Source organism: Amycolatopsis sp. NPDC114503 (assembly GCF_055633655.1).
The window spans coordinates 712,720-728,601 of the sequence record NZ_JBVKDT010000001.1; the positions used below are offsets into that span (position 1 = coordinate 712,720).

Annotated in this window: 14 protein-coding genes; 7 read left to right on the forward strand and 7 right to left on the reverse strand. The window is 67.1% G+C overall.

Going from position 1 to position 15,882, the window contains the following annotated elements; all coding sequences use genetic code 11:
• Position 1 precedes the first annotated feature (1 nt).
• On the reverse strand, positions 2-1,663 hold the full coding sequence (locus ACZ7OI_RS03505; RefSeq protein WP_470262616.1) for a circularly permuted type 2 ATP-grasp protein: 1,662 nt from the start codon (positions 1,661-1,663) through the stop codon (positions 2-4).
• Between the two features lie 167 nt (positions 1,664-1,830).
• Here ACZ7OI_RS03505 and ACZ7OI_RS03510 point away from each other — a divergent pair, with 167 nt between their 5' ends.
• The 3 genes from ACZ7OI_RS03510 to ACZ7OI_RS03520 are packed head-to-tail and all read left to right on the forward strand — an operon-like array spanning position 1,831 to position 4,498.
• Positions 1,831-2,745, forward strand: a complete 915-nt coding sequence (locus ACZ7OI_RS03510; RefSeq protein ID WP_470262617.1) for an ABC transporter substrate-binding protein — start codon at positions 1,831-1,833, stop codon at positions 2,743-2,745.
• 23 nt (positions 2,746-2,768) lie between these two features.
• Positions 2,769-3,728 (forward strand): amino acid ABC transporter permease, encoded by a 960-nt coding sequence (locus ACZ7OI_RS03515; RefSeq protein ID WP_470262618.1) that lies wholly within the window; start codon positions 2,769-2,771, stop codon positions 3,726-3,728.
• A complete protein-coding gene (locus ACZ7OI_RS03520; RefSeq protein WP_470262619.1) occupies positions 3,725-4,498 on the forward strand; it encodes an amino acid ABC transporter ATP-binding protein in 774 nt (257 codons plus the stop codon). The genes ACZ7OI_RS03515 and ACZ7OI_RS03520 overlap by 4 nt, the downstream gene beginning before the upstream one ends.
• Before the next feature lie 185 nt (positions 4,499-4,683).
• On the opposite strand, the gene ACZ7OI_RS03525 is transcribed toward ACZ7OI_RS03520, so the two are convergent.
• The 4 genes from ACZ7OI_RS03525 to ACZ7OI_RS03540 are packed head-to-tail and all read right to left on the reverse strand — an operon-like array spanning position 4,684 to position 7,603.
• Positions 4,684-5,247, reverse strand: coding sequence for an ESX secretion-associated protein EspG (locus ACZ7OI_RS03525; protein ID WP_470262620.1), 564 nt, complete (start codon positions 5,245-5,247; stop codon positions 4,684-4,686).
• Between the two features lie 27 nt (positions 5,248-5,274).
• Positions 5,275-6,492, reverse strand: a complete 1,218-nt coding sequence (locus tag ACZ7OI_RS03530) for a hypothetical protein (RefSeq protein WP_470262621.1) — start codon at positions 6,490-6,492, stop codon at positions 5,275-5,277.
• Position 6,493: 1 nt separating this feature from the next.
• Positions 6,494-7,099 carry a DUF3558 domain-containing protein gene (locus ACZ7OI_RS03535; protein WP_470262622.1) on the reverse strand — a complete coding sequence of 202 codons (606 nt, stop codon included), beginning with the start codon at positions 7,097-7,099 and terminating at the stop codon, positions 6,494-6,496.
• Positions 7,100-7,603, reverse strand: a complete 504-nt coding sequence (locus ACZ7OI_RS03540) for a hypothetical protein (protein ID WP_470262623.1) — start codon at positions 7,601-7,603, stop codon at positions 7,100-7,102.
• 280 nt (positions 7,604-7,883) lie between these two features.
• Between ACZ7OI_RS03540 and ACZ7OI_RS03545 the strand changes: the two genes are divergently transcribed.
• Positions 7,884-10,187 carry an oxidoreductase gene (locus ACZ7OI_RS03545; protein WP_470262624.1) on the forward strand — a complete coding sequence of 768 codons (2,304 nt, stop codon included), beginning with the start codon at positions 7,884-7,886 and terminating at the stop codon, positions 10,185-10,187.
• Between the two features lie 547 nt (positions 10,188-10,734).
• Here ACZ7OI_RS03545 and ACZ7OI_RS03550 read toward each other — a convergent pair.
• Positions 10,735-11,307 (reverse strand): hypothetical protein, encoded by a 573-nt coding sequence (locus ACZ7OI_RS03550; RefSeq protein WP_470262625.1) that lies wholly within the window; start codon positions 11,305-11,307, stop codon positions 10,735-10,737.
• A 137-nt stretch (positions 11,308-11,444) separates the two neighbouring features.
• On the opposite strand from ACZ7OI_RS03550, the gene ACZ7OI_RS03555 reads away from it, so the two are divergent.
• From ACZ7OI_RS03555 to ACZ7OI_RS03565, 3 genes are read left to right on the forward strand one after another with little or no spacing between them, the layout of a single operon-like run.
• The gene (locus ACZ7OI_RS03555) at positions 11,445-13,307 is read left to right on the forward strand and encodes a thioredoxin-like domain-containing protein (protein WP_470262626.1); all 1,863 of its coding nucleotides are present in this window, start codon (positions 11,445-11,447) and stop codon (positions 13,305-13,307) included.
• A 1-nt stretch (position 13,308) separates the two neighbouring features.
• Positions 13,309-13,641 (forward strand): GroES family chaperonin, encoded by a 333-nt coding sequence (locus ACZ7OI_RS03560; RefSeq protein WP_116199430.1) that lies wholly within the window; start codon positions 13,309-13,311, stop codon positions 13,639-13,641.
• Between the two features lie 24 nt (positions 13,642-13,665).
• Positions 13,666-15,504 carry a VanW family protein gene (locus ACZ7OI_RS03565; protein ID WP_470262627.1) on the forward strand — a complete coding sequence of 613 codons (1,839 nt, stop codon included), beginning with the start codon at positions 13,666-13,668 and terminating at the stop codon, positions 15,502-15,504.
• On the opposite strand, the gene ACZ7OI_RS03570 is transcribed toward ACZ7OI_RS03565, so the two are convergent.
• Complete coding sequence (locus ACZ7OI_RS03570) at positions 15,494-15,835, reverse strand: MmcQ/YjbR family DNA-binding protein (RefSeq protein ID WP_470262628.1); 342 nt, start codon at positions 15,833-15,835, stop codon at positions 15,494-15,496. The two genes, ACZ7OI_RS03565 and ACZ7OI_RS03570, sit on opposite strands and share 11 nt — an antisense overlap.
• Between the last annotated feature and the right edge of the window lie 47 nt (positions 15,836-15,882).

Below are 15,882 nucleotides of genomic sequence, written 5' to 3' on the forward strand. Positions count from 1 at the left end.
CTCAGCTCTGCTGTTGCTGTTGTTGCTGCTGCGACGTGGAAAGCTCCGGACCCTGCTCCGCGGCGACACCGTCCACAACGGACACATCACCGAGTGCGGGACGGTCCAATTCCTGCTCCGACGTCGAGGATCGCGAAGCGAGCACCCAGGTGTCCTTCGATCCGCCGCCTTGGGACGAGTTCACCACGAGGCTGCCCTCGGGCAGTGCGACCCGGGTGAGGCCGCCGGGCAGCACGAAGATTTCTTTGCCGTCGTTGACCGCGAACGGCCGCAGGTCGACATGCCGCGGCGCGAGCCGATCGTCCACCTTGGACGGAACCGTGGACAGCTGCACCACTGGCTGTGCGATCCAGCCGCGCCGGTTCGCGCGGACCTTGCGGCGCAACGCGTCCAGTTCCTTTTTGGACGCGTCCGGCCCGAAAACGATGCCGTACCCGCCGGAACCCTCCACCGGTTTGATCACCAATTCGTCGGCGTGCTGCATGACGTAGTCGAACTCGTCGGGCAGCCAGCAGCGGAAAGTGTCCACATTGGGCAGAATCGGCTTCTCGTTCAGGTAGTACCGCACCATTTCCGGCACGTAGGTGTAGACGAGCTTGTCGTCGCCCACGCCGTTGCCGACCGCGTTCGCCACCACCACGTTGCCCGCGCGGGCGGCGTTGAGGACGCCGGCGACGCCGAGCACCGAGTCCGGCCGGTGGTGCACCGGATCGAGGAAATCGTCGTCGATCCGCCGGTAGATCACGTCGACCTGGCGCTCGCCTTCGGTGGTGCGCAGGTAGACCACGTTGTCGCGGCAGAACATGTCGCGACCCTCGACCAGCTCCACGCCCATCAGCCGGGCCAGCAGCGAATGCTCGAAGTAAGCCGAGTTGTAGACGCCCGGGGTGAGCACGACGACCATCGGATCCGCGACGTTCGGCGCGGCCGCCGCTCGCAGTGCGCGAAGCAGGTGTGACGCGTAGTCACCGACCGGACGGACCCGGTGTCGCGCGAACAGGTCCGGGAACACGCGCGCCATCGTGCGCCGGTTCTCCATCACGTAGGACACGCCGGACGGGTTGCGGAGATTGTCCTCCAGGACACGAAAGGTGCCCTCTTCGTCGCGGACGAGGTCCACTCCGGACACATGGATTCGCACCCCGTTGGGCGGTTTGATCCCGTACGCCTCGCGGTGGAAGTGCTCGCACGAGGTGATCAGCCGGCGCGGCAGCACGCCGTCGCGGAGGATCTGCCGGTCGCCGTAGACGTCGGCGAGGAACGCCTCCAGCGCGCGGACACGCTGTGTCACGCCGCGTTCGAGCCGGGACCATTCGGTCGCCTGGATGACGCGGGGCACGAGGTCGAGCGGAAACGGCCGCTCCTGACCCGACAGCGAGAACGTGATCCCCTGGTCCACCATCGCGCGGTCGAGCGCCTGCGAGCGGTTGGTGAGATCGCCGGCGTCGAGCGCGGCGATCGAACCGTAGAGCGCTCGGTAAGGGCCGCGGACCATGCCGTCGGGCGCGAACATCTCGTCGTACGCGCCGGCGTGCGGCCGCTCCGGGGCGAGGTATCCGTCGAACTGCGCGCCGGGCCGGGCCGCGCGGCGGCCTTTCACCGTTCGCGCACGTCGTCCGGCTGGAGGCAGCCGGGGACCGGGGTTGCTGTTCATGGAGGACATCCTGACTTACCGCGTCGAGCGGCCGCGACACCCGTCTTCCCGGCAAGTCCTGTGCGAAACTTCCCCGTGACGCAGCAGTGCTGTGCATACCCGCTTACGAGTGGCAATATGCCAGCTCTCAGCCCTTGAGAACTACGAGGAGTGACGAAGTGGCCCGAGGACAGCAAATGAAGGCACTCGCCCTTCTCCCCGCCTTCGCGCTCGTCGGCATGACGATGGCGTGCGGTGCGGGCGGAAACGGTGCCGGCGGCGATGCGGGAGCCAGCCAGGCTCCCGGCGGTGCCGACAGTGCGCCGACCGCGCAGAAGGACGCGGCGCTGGCCGGGCTCGTGCCCGCCGAGATCAAAGCCGACGGCAAGATCGTGATCGGGCAGGACCAGACCTACCCGCCGAACGAATTCGTCGAGAACGGCAAGGCGACCGGCTTCGACGTCGACGTCGCCACCGCGGTCGGCCAGGTGCTCGGCGTGCAGACGGAGTTCCAGAACTCGGCGTTCGACGGCATCATTCCCGGTATTTCGGCGAAGAAGTACGAAATGGGCATCTCGTCGTTCACGATCAACGCCGAGCGGATGCAGACCGTCGACATGATCTCGTACTACAGCGCGGGCACCTCGCTGGCGGTGCTCAAGGGCAATCCGGACAAACTGTCGGTGGACGACCTGTGCGGTAAGAATGTGGCCGTGCAGAAGGGCACCACGCAGGTCGACGACCTCGGCAAGCGCAACACCGCGTGCACCAAGGCGGGCAAGCAGGCCATCAACATCACCCAGTTCCAAGCGCAGACCGACGTGAACCTGGCGCTGACCGCGAAGCGCGTGCAGGCCGAGCTGGCAGACTCGCCGGTGATCGACTACGCGGTTAAGCAGACCGGCGGTCAGCTCGAGTCCTCCGGCGCGCCGTACGACACCGCGCCGTACGGGATCGTGCTGCCGAAGGGCAGCGGCGAGTTCGGCAAGGCGATCCAGGGTGCCGTCCAGAAGCTGATCGACACCGGAATCTACAAGAAGATCCTGGACAAGTGGGGCTTGTCGGGTTCCGGTGCCATCACCAAGTCGGAGATCAACCCGTCCGCTTCCTGACGAAACTGAGGACTTAGTTACTCGTGTCCACTCCCCCCGGTCCCGCCGATTCCTGGCAGGAGGCCGACACCACCCCGATCAAGGCGATCCCGGTCCGGCATTACGGACGCTGGATCGCCGGCGTGATCATCGTGTTCGTCGCGTTCGTCGTGATCCGCAGCGTCGTCACGAATTCCGCGTTGCAGTGGCCGGTCGTCGGCCAGTATCTCTTCGACAACCGGATTCTCAACGGCCTGCGGAACACGTTGCTGCTCACGGTGCTCTCGATGCTCATCGGCATTGTCGGCGGCGTGCTGCTCGCGGTGATGCGACTGTCGCCGAACCTGCTGATGTCGGGCGCGGCGTCGATCTACATCTGGCTGTTCCGCGGCACGCCGTTGATCGCTCAGCTGGTGATCTGGAACTTCCTGGCGCTGGCGTATCCGAAGATCGGTCTCGGCATTCCGTTCGGGCCGACCTTCATCAGCTGGGACACGAACACGCTGATCAACCAGTTCGTCGCCTCGTTGCTGGGCCTCGGCCTCAACGAGGCGGCGTACATGGCGGAAATCGTCCGCGGCGGGCTCCAGTCGGTAGACAGCGGTCAGCTGGAAGCGTCGTCCGCGCTGGGCATGAGCCGGGGCAAGACCCTGCGCCGGATCATCCTGCCGCAGGCGATGCGGGTGATCATCCCGCCCACCGGCAACGAGACCATCTCGATGTTGAAGACCACGTCGCTGGTGGTCGTCATCGGATACTTCGAGCTGTTCGTGTCGGCGCAGACGATTTATTCGCAGAACTACAAGACAGTTCCGCTGCTGATCGTCGCGGCGACGTGGTATCTGTTCATGACGTCGGTGCTGACGGTCGTGCAGTATTACATCGAGCGGTACTTCGCCCGCGGCACTTCACGGGCGACCGCGCAGAAGAACAAGTGGGGAGCGCGAATGCTGGGCTTCCGCTTCGGCAGCGGCGGCAGCGGCTCCGGAGGTGGCGTGCAGTGACTCCCGTTGTTTCCGCGCAAAAGGTGTGCAAGAGCTTCGGCTCCCTGGACGTGCTCAAGGGCATCGACCTGGAAGTGCACGACCGAGAGGTGCTCTGCCTGATCGGCCCGTCCGGTTCCGGCAAGTCCACTTTGCTGCGCTGTATCAATCACCTGGAGAAAATCGACGCGGGTCGGCTGTATGTCGATGGTGTGCTGGTCGGCTACCGCGAACGCGGCGGCAGGCTGCATGAGCTGCGGGACAAGGAAATCGCGGCTCAGCGCAAGAACATCGGCATGGTTTTCCAGCGGTTCAACCTGTTCCCGCACATGACGGCGCTGGAAAACGTCATGGAGGCCCCGGTCCAGGTTCGCCGGGAGCCGAAGGCGCAGGTCCGGGAACGCGCGCTGGAACTGCTGGACCGAGTCGGCCTGGCCGACAAGGCACGTGCCTACCCCGGTCAGCTTTCCGGTGGCCAGCAGCAACGCGTCGCCATCGCGCGGGCGCTGGCCATGCAACCGAAGCTGATGCTCTTCGACGAGCCGACGTCCGCATTGGACCCAGAGCTGGTGGGTGACGTCCTGGGCGTCATGCGCCAACTGGCCAAGGACGGCATGACGATGGTCGTGGTAACCCACGAAATGCAGTTCGCCCGCGAGGTAGCCGACAAGGTCTTCTTCATGGACGGCGGGGTTGTCGTCGAGTCCGGTGCTCCGGATGAGGTTATCGGTGATCCGAAGCATGAACGGACCAAGGCGTTCTTGGCTCGGGTGTTGAATCCGAACGCTTGAGTTTTGCCGAGGCCGCCCGGAGATTCTCCGGGCGGCCTTTTCACTTTCGCAGCTCGTTCTCGAGCTGCTGCACCTTCTTCGCCATCTCCTGCGGCCCAGCGCCGGTCAAGCTGATCCATCCGGATTTGTCCACTCCGAACAGGATCCGCCCCTCCTCCATATCCGCCCACCCTGGCGGATTCTCGTTACGCCAACCGGCCGAAGTAGGTATGCGGCTTATCAAGCCATTGCAGTACCTGCTTGGCGTCCCGAATACTCGGACTCGTCCGTCCAGACGGTTGGCTACCGCTTTTGACCAGGTTCAGGTCCTCGTCGGAACAGTTGAGCGAGAGCACTCGCGCCGCCGGAGTCTCCGGCAGCAACGCGATGAACTCGCGAACCAACGTATCCGCCGAACACGGCGCGATGTACAGCTTCTGGTTCACCGCAACAACAGTCGCCGCGTCCCGGCCACTCGCCGCCGCGCGTACTGTCCGCTCGCCGCGCTCCGATTTGACCCACGAGTAGTACTCGATACCCGGCCGCTGCAGCAAATGCATCGTCTCGACGAAGTCGTCGCTAAGACGTCCACGTTGCATCAGACCGACATTGTGCAATTCGCGATCAGTGTCGGCAGCCAGCTGCCGCCGCTCGTCCGGCGAGTACCAGAGTGCTCCGCGGACCAGAGTCGGGTGGATGTCGCCGAGATTCAGCCGCTCCAGCAGTACTTCGAAGGTCTGCAGGCTCAGCTCAACGGGCTTGCGCAGCACCGACTTTCCCTCCCCCTAGCCATTCCGCTAAGCCCCGATCACCGGCGGCGTAGGCCGATTGCCGTCATAACCCCCGAAAATCGAGTCCGGGTCCTCTTCGGCGAGCAGGATTTTGCGCTGGTGCTCTTCGTCCTCGGGGCCTTTGCCGCCCTTGCCGCCGCCACCCATGCCGCCCATTCCCGGCTGACCCTTCGCTCCAGCCGAGCCAGCGCCGCCACCCATAGCGGGGCGACCCGCGCTCTCGCCGAGCGCTCCCGCACCGGTACCCCCGCCGACGCCTCGCGGCCCGGCACCGCCCGGGCTTCCCGCACCACCGGAACCGGATCCGGACCCGCCTGGGCCGAACCCGCCGCCGCTCGTGGGCCCGAAACCACCGAGCCCGCCGACCGGCCCGAACGCACCGTTCACCCCGCCGTTCCCGGTGTTCCCACCGCCAGGAAGAGCGGACGGCGACTGCCAAGTCTGCGGCGGAGGAGGCGGCGTGGGATTAGCCCAAGCCGCACTGGTGTGATCGTTCTGCGGCGGAGCGACAGCCCCGCCGTGACCGGGCGGCGGAGGCACCTGCATGCCAGCCGCACCGGGAGGAGCGGAGTAGGTGCTCGGCCCACTGCTGTAGCCATGCGACGGGCCGCCGCCGTAGTTGTGCGAGGAACTGCCGCCGGACGAATGGTGGCCAGTACTCGAGCCCACCCGCCCGCTAGTCCCAGGCGGCGGCTGATCCGGGGTGATGCCGCCCGCGGACACATTCGGATCGTGCGCGGCCGGATAGTCCATCGGCATCGTCTGGGTTCGAGGATCGGTGCTCAGCTGGTACTGGCCGTACGCTTCGACGTTCTTCTTGGTCTTGTCGTCGAACTCCGCGGCGGCGATCTCGTCGTCGCTCGCTCCGAGCGAAACGTAGTCCGTGAGCTTCTGATCGTCAGGCCTGCTTGTCGCGACGGGAACAACAGCGTTCTTCACATAGTTGAACGCCGCCGACTGTTCCGCGATGGACTTCTGCATCGAGTCCATCTTTTCCGCGGCGAGATGGGAAGTGGCGATCAACGGGGCAAGCCCGGCCTTGCCGGTCTCGGCGGCCTGCCCCTTCCAGAAGGAATTGAGCGCCGCCTGGCTTTCGGTGAGCTTGGCGGCTACCTCGTTGTGGATGGATTTGAGATCGCCGCAGCCGCCGCCCATCGCGTCCAGGCCGGTCGTGTCGCCCGGGCTGTGGATCTGGTTGTAGATGTCATGCCCGTTCAGCGCCATGTCACCCTGCCTTCAGCCGAGTGATCTCGGCCGCGGCCAGCTTCTCCGCCATCCCGCACGGGTCGGCGACCGCGGGGCTTCCCGACCGCAGCTGAGTGTTGACGGTGTAGGTGAGGTCGTCGCGCACCCCGACCGCCAGCGCACACGATCCGGTCCCCTCGTCGCCCTTGCTGTAGACGACCGACGGGTAGCCCAGTACCGGCGCGTGCGGCTTGAAAGTGGTCAGCCTGCCTGCTTGGTTCTCCAGGTAGAGGCTGTTGAGGCCACGCTTGTTGCCTGAGAAGAAACCGGCGCTCACGTTGCCGCCGCTTCCGTCGAACGTCCACTGACAGGATTTGCCGACGATCGATTGGGCGACCGAACTGCTTTTGACCTTGCCGCCCGCCTTTTCTACCTCGGACGTCGGGAGAGCCGAGCAGGGGTCCGCCTCGTATGGGGCGGTGTTGGTCAGCGGCACGGCGACCTTCGGAGCCAGCATGGCCTCCGACGACTGCGAGCTTGGCGGCGCTGATGTCGGTTGCCCTCCGGTCGAGCCCCCTCCGCAAGCCGTCAGCAGTGTCGCACCCGCGCTGGCGAGTACGAGTTGGCAGACGCTACGAATTCGCATTCAGTCGACCTTTCGGGTTCCGCGCAGGGCGTCGATCGCAGCATGGTCCTGCTTTACGTACGCGGTTCGGATATCTTTCAGGGTTTGGACATAAGAATCCAGGTAATCGACCGTTCCGCGGAGAAATTCGTTGTACGCGATGGTGGCGCGGTCCGCTGCCTTCGAGTATTCCGTCGTGACGGTGTCCGAACCCGGACTGCCGAGCTGTGCGAACTGAATCGCGATGGTCCGGGCCCTCGAGTACTCGTTGTCCAAGCTGTCCTCGAGTTGCCGGATCACCTTGTCCATCGCCTCCGGGTTGAATTCCCAGCCGCCGTTGGACGCAGCCGCCGCAAAGTCCGCTTTTGCCTGGCCTGACCCGAGGGCTCCGAAATTCGGCGGAGGCGGCGGCGCGGCCGCGTTAGCCCCCGGGATCAACCCGGATCCGGGCGGCGGCGCGGTCGGGGCCGTCGAGATGATCTGGTTTTGGACGCCCTGCAGCCCGCTGTTCGTTCCGTCTGGCATGTCGTGCCTCCCCGCACGGGCCGCGGCTTCCTGGGTGCGGCCTACCCTCTGCTCTTGATCAACTCCGGGAAGTGACCTTAGCAGGCACGAACCGCCCACAAGGGACGTTCGGGCAAGATCGTCTGGAACAAGCTCACGTCGAGTGAATCGATCACGTAGTCATCCACATGCGCAAAGTGACCGAACCGCAAGACGAACACGCACTACTCCGCCCAGCCCCTTGCTCATCCGCCGTTGATCCGATTCCCTGAGGGCCGACGATCGTGGGGAGAAGGGGCTCGTGCCGACCGATACGACCTTGCCGCCGCTTGATCCGTTTGCCGGGGTTCCCGACAAGCGGTACGAGGTGAAGGCCGCGGACCTGCTCAAACCTGGCACCAGTGGCATCCTTCGCTGGCGACGGCAGGCCACCAACGCGCCGATCGTGCAGGTCGAGGACGCCTACATCACCGGGACTCTCGATCTGCGCGCCGCCGACCTCAATTTCCTCTTTCAATTCGAACGGTGCCGCTTCGAGCATCCGCCGGACGTGCGCGAGGCGACTCTTCTCGGGCTCGTTTTCCGCAAATGCTGGCTCCCCGGGCTGAGGGCCCGTAATTTGCGCAGCCGGAATGACGTGCGCTTGGTTCGCAGTGTCGTGGAAATCGCGGCCGACCAATTCGAGCTGGAGACCACGACCGTGCAGCGCGGCGACGATCGCGAGCGCGGGATGCCCAATGCGGCGGTCAACCTCACCGACGCGGTGATCGACGGGTCCGTGGTGCTCACCAGGACCACGATCAGCCATCCGCACGGCAAGGCGATCCAGGGCGACCGGTTGGTGATTACCGGCGCTCTCCTCGCGTATCGGATGGTCGCCAAGGGCGAGGTGCGGCTGCCGGGCATGCGAACCGGCGGTAACGTCAACTTCTCCGGGGCGACGTTCGACAACCCGGATGGTTTCGCGTTCAACGGGAACGGACTCCACATCGGCGGAAGCCTGCTGTGCGAGGTCGACAACTACGGACCGGCCAGCGAGCGGAAACGGTTCTCCGCCAAGGGGGTCCTCTACCTCCCCAGCGCCACTGTGGACAGTGACATCGTCATGCGCGAGGCGCGGCTTCAGGTCGACCAGCACGGGCCGATCGTCGTGGACGCCTGGAAGTCCGGGGATCCCTACCTCGATCCTCGACCGGCGTTGGTCGCGGATCGGCTGAAGGTGGACGGCAATCTCGAGTTGTCCGACGGGCTGAGGGCATTCGGCACGCTGCGCATGGTCAACGCGCGCATCGGCGGGTCGCTCAGGCTCGCGGGCGCGGAGATCACCATGGTGCGCGGCCGCGCGACGCCGTATTACGACCGGGCGCTGCACCTCGACGGGTCCACGATCGGCGGCGACATCGAGGCGACCAATCTCCGGGTGCCGATCGGGCAGTTGAGGCTCGCTGACGTCACCGTCGGGGGTAACTTCCTCGCCTGGAATTCGATGTTCCTCCATCCGGGACGAGACGTGTTTTCCGCGCGGAGAGCGAAAATCTCCGGGAATTTCCAGCTGACCGACGCCACCTTGCAGGGCACGCTGAGGCTGCAAGGGGCGGAAATCGGCGGCAGCGTGAACATGTTCGGCACGTTGCTCACCGAGCCGGGGCAACGGAAATCGAGCAGTTTCTCCCTCGACATCCGCACCGCGCGGATCGGGAGGGACGTCGTGCTCACCGAGGACAAGGACCGTCCCTTCCTGGCGGAGGGCGGCGTGAACCTCGACGGCGCGCAGATCGCCAGGCGGCTCGACATGAACGGTGCGAAGCTGGGATCGCTTGCCCCGCACGACATAGCGCTCGACGCCAGTGACGTCACCGCGGACGAGTTCATCCTGTCTCCCGCCGAGCCGCCGACTGGTTCAGTACGCCTGCGCCGGGCGCATTGCGGCGCGCTGGCCGACAACGAGGAGATCTGGAAGGCCACCGACGGTCTCGAACTGGAAGACTTCCGTTACGACGCACTGAAACACGGCATCGCGCTCGACGACGACAACGCGCTGGACCACCGGATCGACTTGCTCCGCAACGCAATGCGCGGCTACCGCCCAGGACCATACGACCAGCTCGCCGCGACCCTGCGCGCAGCCGGAAACGAAGAGCACGCCTCGACAGTCGCCCTCAGAAAGCAGCAGTTCCGCTACGAAGCGCTCGCCAAGGGCTTCAAGTTCTTCGGCCCCGGCGTCCGACTGTGGAGCTGGCTGCAACGGTCGATGGTCGGCTACGGCTTCCGTCCGGTACGCGCGCTCGGCTGGCTCCTCACGCTCCTGGTGCTCGGCAGCCTCTGGTTCGGCCTCGGCAAGGACGACTGCGTCAACGACCGCACCGGCCGCTACATGACCAGCGGCCCGCGCTGCCTCGTCAACCAGCAGGACTCCGGGCTGCAGTGGAATCCGGTCATCTACACCGCCGACCTGCTGGTGCCGATCGTCGACTTCGGCAACAAGTCGCGCTGGTACATGCACGGCGCGGACAACTGGGTAGCGGCCGGGTTCACCGCATCCGGCTGGATTCTCGCGACGACCGTCGCGGCAGGCGTCAGCCGGATGCTGCGCAGGGAGTCGTGATGTTTGGCGCCGGCTGTGTCTATGGCGCCGGCTCCGCCGTCGCGGCGGGATCGCTGTGTTTGATGGCGTCGGCTCCGCCGTCGCGGCGGGATCGCCTTTAAGTCGGCGTCTGGCGGGAACGACGCACCCGGCCCGGGGGCCGTGCACGCCGCTCCCGCCAGACGCCGACGCGATCCCGCGTTCGGGTCGGGTTGGGTGGTGGTCTTTGGTCGGTTTGGGTCAGACCAGGCCCGACGCCGACTTGACCCGAACGGCGGGATCGCGTCGGGGGGGTGGGGAGGGGAAGGGGATGAAGCCCCCGGCCGGGGGGGTGTTTTCCCCCCCCCCCCCCCCCCCAAAAAGCCCCCCCCCACAACGGGGGGGGGCGGGTTTGGGGGGGTGGGGGGAAACTGCAAACGGCCCCCCGGGCCGGGTGCGCTGCTCCCCGACCCGCCGACTTAAAGGCGATCCCGCACGCGACGGCGGAGCCGGCGCCAACAACACAGCGATCCCGCACGCGACGGCGGAGCCGGCGCCAAAGACACGGAGCCGGCACCAAAGACACTCCTCATTCCACGAATCGCGACCAGAACTCCACGACCCGGACGTCCGCGGGTTCCTCCCCCAGCGGCTCCCCGCCGAACTCGTGCCGCAGGTAGCTGCGCAGGTCCCAGCCGTAATAGACCACGTCGGTCTGATACACCGACAGCACCGGATACCCGGATTCCCCCGGCGTCGCGGGCAGATACCGGTGCCCGCACACCGGCACCAGCTGCGGGACCGCCGCCAGATGCCGTCGGGCGACCGCCAGCGCGTTGCACATCGACCGTGGCTGGTTGCCCCACTCGGGAAGCCACAGGTCGTTGTTCTCCACGTCGTAGAGGACGCCGTCGACCGGCCAGTCGAGGCGTTTGCGCAGCTGGTCCGGGTCGCCGTGGCGCCAATCCGGCCAGCGGTCGCCGACCGGAACGCCCGCGGTGAGGAAAATCCGGTGGTCGTCGGAAAAGGTGAAGCCGAACTGGTCCTCGACGTCGCTCAGTTCGGCGGGCGTGAGGCCAGGCCGCAAGGGCTCGCCGAGATTCTGCTGCAGGATGCGGGCCTCCTCCACGGTGAAGGCTTCGGCCGGCTGAACGTGTGCCATGCCAGAAGCGTACGTAGCGCCCGGCCGCGTCCGCGCGTCCTTTTTTGCCCGGAATGGGCTCCCTCGCCGGGGTGAGGTTCTTCTCTCCGGCCGTGGTTGACGGAACACCGAGTGACCGGATGTAGTTCACTCCTCCCGTGACTTCCTCACCGCAAGCCCGGCAAGCCCGCGTACGCGCGCCCGAGCTGACCGGCGACGTCTGGCTGAACACCGGCGGCCGCCGGCTCACTCTGGCGCAGCTGCGCGGACGCGTGGTGCTGCTGGACTTCTGGACCAGCGGCTGCGTCAACTGCCTGCACGTTCTCGACGAACTGCGTCCGCTGGAACAGGAATTCGCGGATGTCCTGGTCACGGTGGGGGTGCACTCGCCGAAGTTCAGCCGCGAGGGCGAGCGCACGTCGATCGAGGCCGCGGTGCGCCGGTACGAGGTGCACCATCCGGTGGTCAACGACCCGAAGATGGAGCTGTGGTCGCAGTACGCCGTGCGGGCCTGGCCGACGCTGGTCGTCGTCGATCCCGAGGGCTATGTCGTGCATGTCGCGGCTGGTGAGGGCCACGGCGAAGCGTTACGCCGCGTGATCGCCGACCTCGTCGCCAAGCACGACGCGAAGGGCACGCTCCGCCGAGGCGGCAACCCGTACGTGCCGGTCGAGGAGCAGCGCACCGAACTGCGTTTCCCCAGCAAGGCCGTCGTCACCGCGGGCGGCCGGATTCTGGTGGCGGACACCGGACATCACTCGATCGTCGAGTTCGCTTCGGACGGCGAGACCGTCATCCGCCGCTTCGGCAGCGGCACCCGGGGCACGCTGGACGGACCGTTCGACGTGGCCGAGTTCGTCGAACCGTCCGGAATCGCCTTGCTGCCCAACGAGGTCGCCCAGCGCGCCGGGTACCACGCGATCGTCGCGGACACCGCCGGGCACCGTCTGCGCGGCCTCGACCTCAACACCGGCGAGGTGAAAACCGTTGCCGGAACCGGGAAACAGTGGCGCGACGGCACCGACACCGGCAAGGCGCCGGACATCGACCTCACCAGCCCGTGGGACGTCACGTGGTGGGCCCCGGCCGGCGGCGTCGTCGTCGCGATGGCCGGAAACCACACGCTGAGCGTGTTCGACCCGGTCTCGGGCAGCATCCGCCGGTTCGCTGGCACCACCGTCGAGGGTCTGCGCGACGGCGACGTGCACGAGGCGTTCTTCGCCCAGCCGTCCGGATTCGCCGTGGACGGGCAGAAACTGTGGTTCGTCGACGCGGAAACCTCGGCTCTGCGCTGGATCGAACCGGCGGACGAGTCGTTCGTCGTGCACACCGCGGTCGGCACGGACCTGTTCACCTTCGGCCACGCCGACGGCCCGTCCGACCAGGCGTTGCTGCAGCATCCGCTCGGCCTCGCCGTGCTGTCCGACGGCCGGGTCGCGATCGCCGACACCTACAACGGCGCGATCCGCCGCTACGACCCGTTCACCCGCGACGTCACGACGCTCGCGACCGGGTTCGCCGAACCGCAAGGCCTGGTGCGCCACGACGGCGAGCTGTACGTCGTGGAGTCGGCGGGCAACCGGGTTACCCCGCTCGGGGGCAATGGCCAGGCGACCGCGGTCGCGGGAACTCGCCAGGCCGTGCAACGTCCGCCGACGGTGCTCGCGCCCGGCGAAGTCGAGTTTTCCGTCGTCTTCACCCCGCCGCCCGGCGAGAAGCTCGACGAGCGTTACGGGCCTTCGACGCGGCTGGAGATCACCTCGTCGCCGCCGGAACTGCTCGCCGACGGAGCCGGAGTCGGAACTGATCTCGTTCGGCGGATCAAGTTCGCCGAGGGCGTGACCGAAGGTGTGTTGCAGGTAGTGGCGCAGGCCGCGAGCTGCGATGACGGCGGCGAGCACCCGGCGTGCCGGATCACCCGGCAGGACTGGGGCGTCCCGGTGCGTTTCGAGAGCGGAGGAGGGAAGGCGCTGAGCCTGATGATGGCGGGCGAGCCCAAGGCTCCGGCAACCGGTCAGTAGCATGGCTGGCGTGCCGGACACGCCCAAGCTCGAGATCCAGATGCTGCACGACCGCGTCCTCGTGCGGTTGTCGCAGGAGGAAGGCGAGCGTCGCAGCAGCGGCGGCATCGTGATTCCCGCCACCGCGCAAGTCGCGCGCAGGCTGGTGTGGGGTGATGTACTGGGTGTCGGCAACAGCGTGCGGAACGTCAAGCACGGCGACCGGGTGCTCTTCAATCCGGAGGACCAGCTCGAGGTCGAGATCCAGGGCGAGGGCCACCTGGTGATGCGCGAACGCGACATCCACGCGGTGGCCACGGAGCGGACCGAACACGGCACGGGGCTGTACCTGTAGCTCCCGTACCAGGGGAGGCAGGCGTTGCGTGAAGAAGACCGTTCGTCGGCTTTCGCCGACGACCTGCTGAGCGACGAGCTGCTGAACGACCCCGCACTGGCCGGCGAATCCGATCTGGCCACGGAGATCTTCGCGGTGGCCGACGCGCCCCCGCCGCCGGACACCCGCTTCCGCCGTTTCCGCAAACGCGTCGGCCGCTCGTTCATGATCGTCGGCTGCCTGCTCGGGCTGTTCGTGCTGGCCTACACCATCGACCTGATGACCAGCGCCGGCGACGTGCCGCGCGGCGTCCAGGTGGCCGGCATCGACGTCGGCGATCTGTCCTACGCCGAGGCCGAAGCCAAGCTGCACAGCGAACTCCAGCCCCGGCTGACCCGTCCGGTGGCGATCCACGCCGGCGACGTCACCGGGACGCTCGTGCCCGCGGATTCCGGGCTCGGCCTCGACTGGCCGGGCACGCTCGCCCAGGCCGGGCACCAGCCGTGGAGCCCGGTCACGCGGCTGTTGTCGTTTTTCACCACCCGCGAGGTGGGCGTCGTGACGCGAAGCGACCAGCTCGAGGTGACCGACGCGGTCCAGCAGCTCGCCGGGAAGCAGCTCAACCATCCGCTGGTCGAGGGCAACATCGGGTTCACGCCGAAGGAATCGAACGGGGTCGCCGCTTATGCGGTCGAACCGCGCCAGGGCCAGGAGCTGACCGACGTCCCGGCCGCCGTGCAAACCGTGGTGGCGGACTGGCTTTCGCCGCGCGGGGTCACGCTGAAGATGGCCGTGACGCCAGCCAAAACCACCTCCGCCGACGTGCACCGGCTGCTCGACACCGTGGTCGCGCCCGCGGTCGCCTCGCCGGTCGTGCTGCACGGACAGGGCAAGGACAGCACGCTGCAGCCGTCGGCGATCGCGTCGTCGTTCCAGTTCCAGCCGAACGGCGGCGGCGGTCTCGAACTGCGGATCGATCAGGAGAAGCTGCGCGCGGCCGTTCAGCCGGACCTGGCGTCCACCGAGGCGAACAGCAAGGACGCGCAGATCAGCCTCGACTCCGGCGCACCGGCCGTCACGCCGTCCGAGGACGGGCGAAAGATCAACTGGGCCAACACTTTCAAGTCCCTCACCGAGGTGCTCGCCAAGCCGTCCGGCCGTGACCTGCCGGTCGCCTACGACCAGAAGCACCCGACCTTGACCACCGACGGCGCGAACGCGCTGGGCGTCAAGGAGGTCGTCGGCGAGTACACCACCGGCGGGCTCAGCGGTCCGGCCGCGGCGAACGTCGCCACGCTCGCCGGACGCATCAACGGCGTCCTCGTGAAACCGGGAGAATCCTTCAGCCTCAACGACTATCGCGGCGGCGGTTACGCGCCCGCGCCGGTCGACGAGGACGGCACCGGCCCGGCGGTGACCGGCGGCGGCCTGTCGCAGCTTTCGTCCACTTTGTACAACGCGGCCTACCTGGCAGGCCTCGGCGACGGCGGGCACGCGGCACACGACCACTTCGTCAACCGCTACCCAGCAGGTCGTGACGCGGTGGCGGTCGACAGCTCCGGCAACGCCGTGGATCTCAAGCTGGCCAACAACGATCCGACCGGATTCGCGATCCAGGCGAGCGCCAGCGGCGGTTCGGTGACGGTGAAGATCTGGGGTACCAAGCACTTCCGGGTCGAAGGCCGTAGCGGCGCACCGTCGAATCAGGTGCCGCCGCCGGTGCAGCTCGGGCCCGGTCCGGACGGTCAGTGCCACGCGTCGCCGGGCGCGTCCGGGTTCACGGTCAGCGACACCCGAGTGTTCTACGACCTGGCCAGCGGCGGCGAGGTCCGCGAGGAAAGCCGCAGCACGACGTACTCGCCGCAGCCGATCGTCATTTGCTGAGCCGGGCCGGGGCTTTCGACCGCCAGGACTCGGTGAGCAGTTCCCGCAGCTGCTGCGGATCGACGCGGTCGAGGTGGACGAGGATCGAGCCGTGGCCGTCGTAGTGCGGGGTGGTGAAAAAGGCCGGATCGCCTGAGGCGAGCAGGGCGGACTTCTCGTCGAGGCCGACGAACAGCACCAGCCCGCCTTCAGCCTCGGTGCGCAGCCGCGCGTAGCCCTTGCCCGCCACCTTCAGCGCGGGCGTGCGGTACCAGGTGGACACCTCGGTTTCCGGCAGCTCCTCCTGCGCCCAAGCGGTCACGTCGTCCCAGGTCATCGTCATGCCGTCCATCGTGGCCCGGCAGCGGCAAGTTGTCTTGGAGAAACGAGAGGAGCCCC

Coding starts and splice junctions, on each gene's coding strand:
- ACZ7OI_RS03505 (WP_470262616.1), bottom strand. CDS start 1,663: ATGTCCTCCATGAACAGCAACCCCGGTCCCCGGCTGCCTCCAGCCGGA.
- ACZ7OI_RS03510 (WP_470262617.1), top strand. CDS start 1,831: ATGAAGGCACTCGCCCTTCTCCCCGCCTTCGCGCTCGTCGGCATGACG.
- ACZ7OI_RS03530 (WP_470262621.1), bottom strand. CDS start 6,492: ATGGCGCTGAACGGGCATGACATCTACAACCAGATCCACAGCCCGGGC.
- ACZ7OI_RS03535 (WP_470262622.1), bottom strand. CDS start 7,099: ATGCGAATTCGTAGCGTCTGCCAACTCGTACTCGCCAGCGCGGGTGCG.
- ACZ7OI_RS03540 (WP_470262623.1), bottom strand. CDS start 7,603: ATGCCAGACGGAACGAACAGCGGGCTGCAGGGCGTCCAAAACCAGATC.
- ACZ7OI_RS03550 (WP_470262625.1), bottom strand. CDS start 11,307: ATGGCACACGTTCAGCCGGCCGAAGCCTTCACCGTGGAGGAGGCCCGC.
- ACZ7OI_RS03560 (WP_116199430.1), top strand. CDS start 13,309: ATGGCTGGCGTGCCGGACACGCCCAAGCTCGAGATCCAGATGCTGCAC.
- ACZ7OI_RS03570 (WP_470262628.1), bottom strand. CDS start 15,835: ATGGACGGCATGACGATGACCTGGGACGACGTGACCGCTTGGGCGCAG.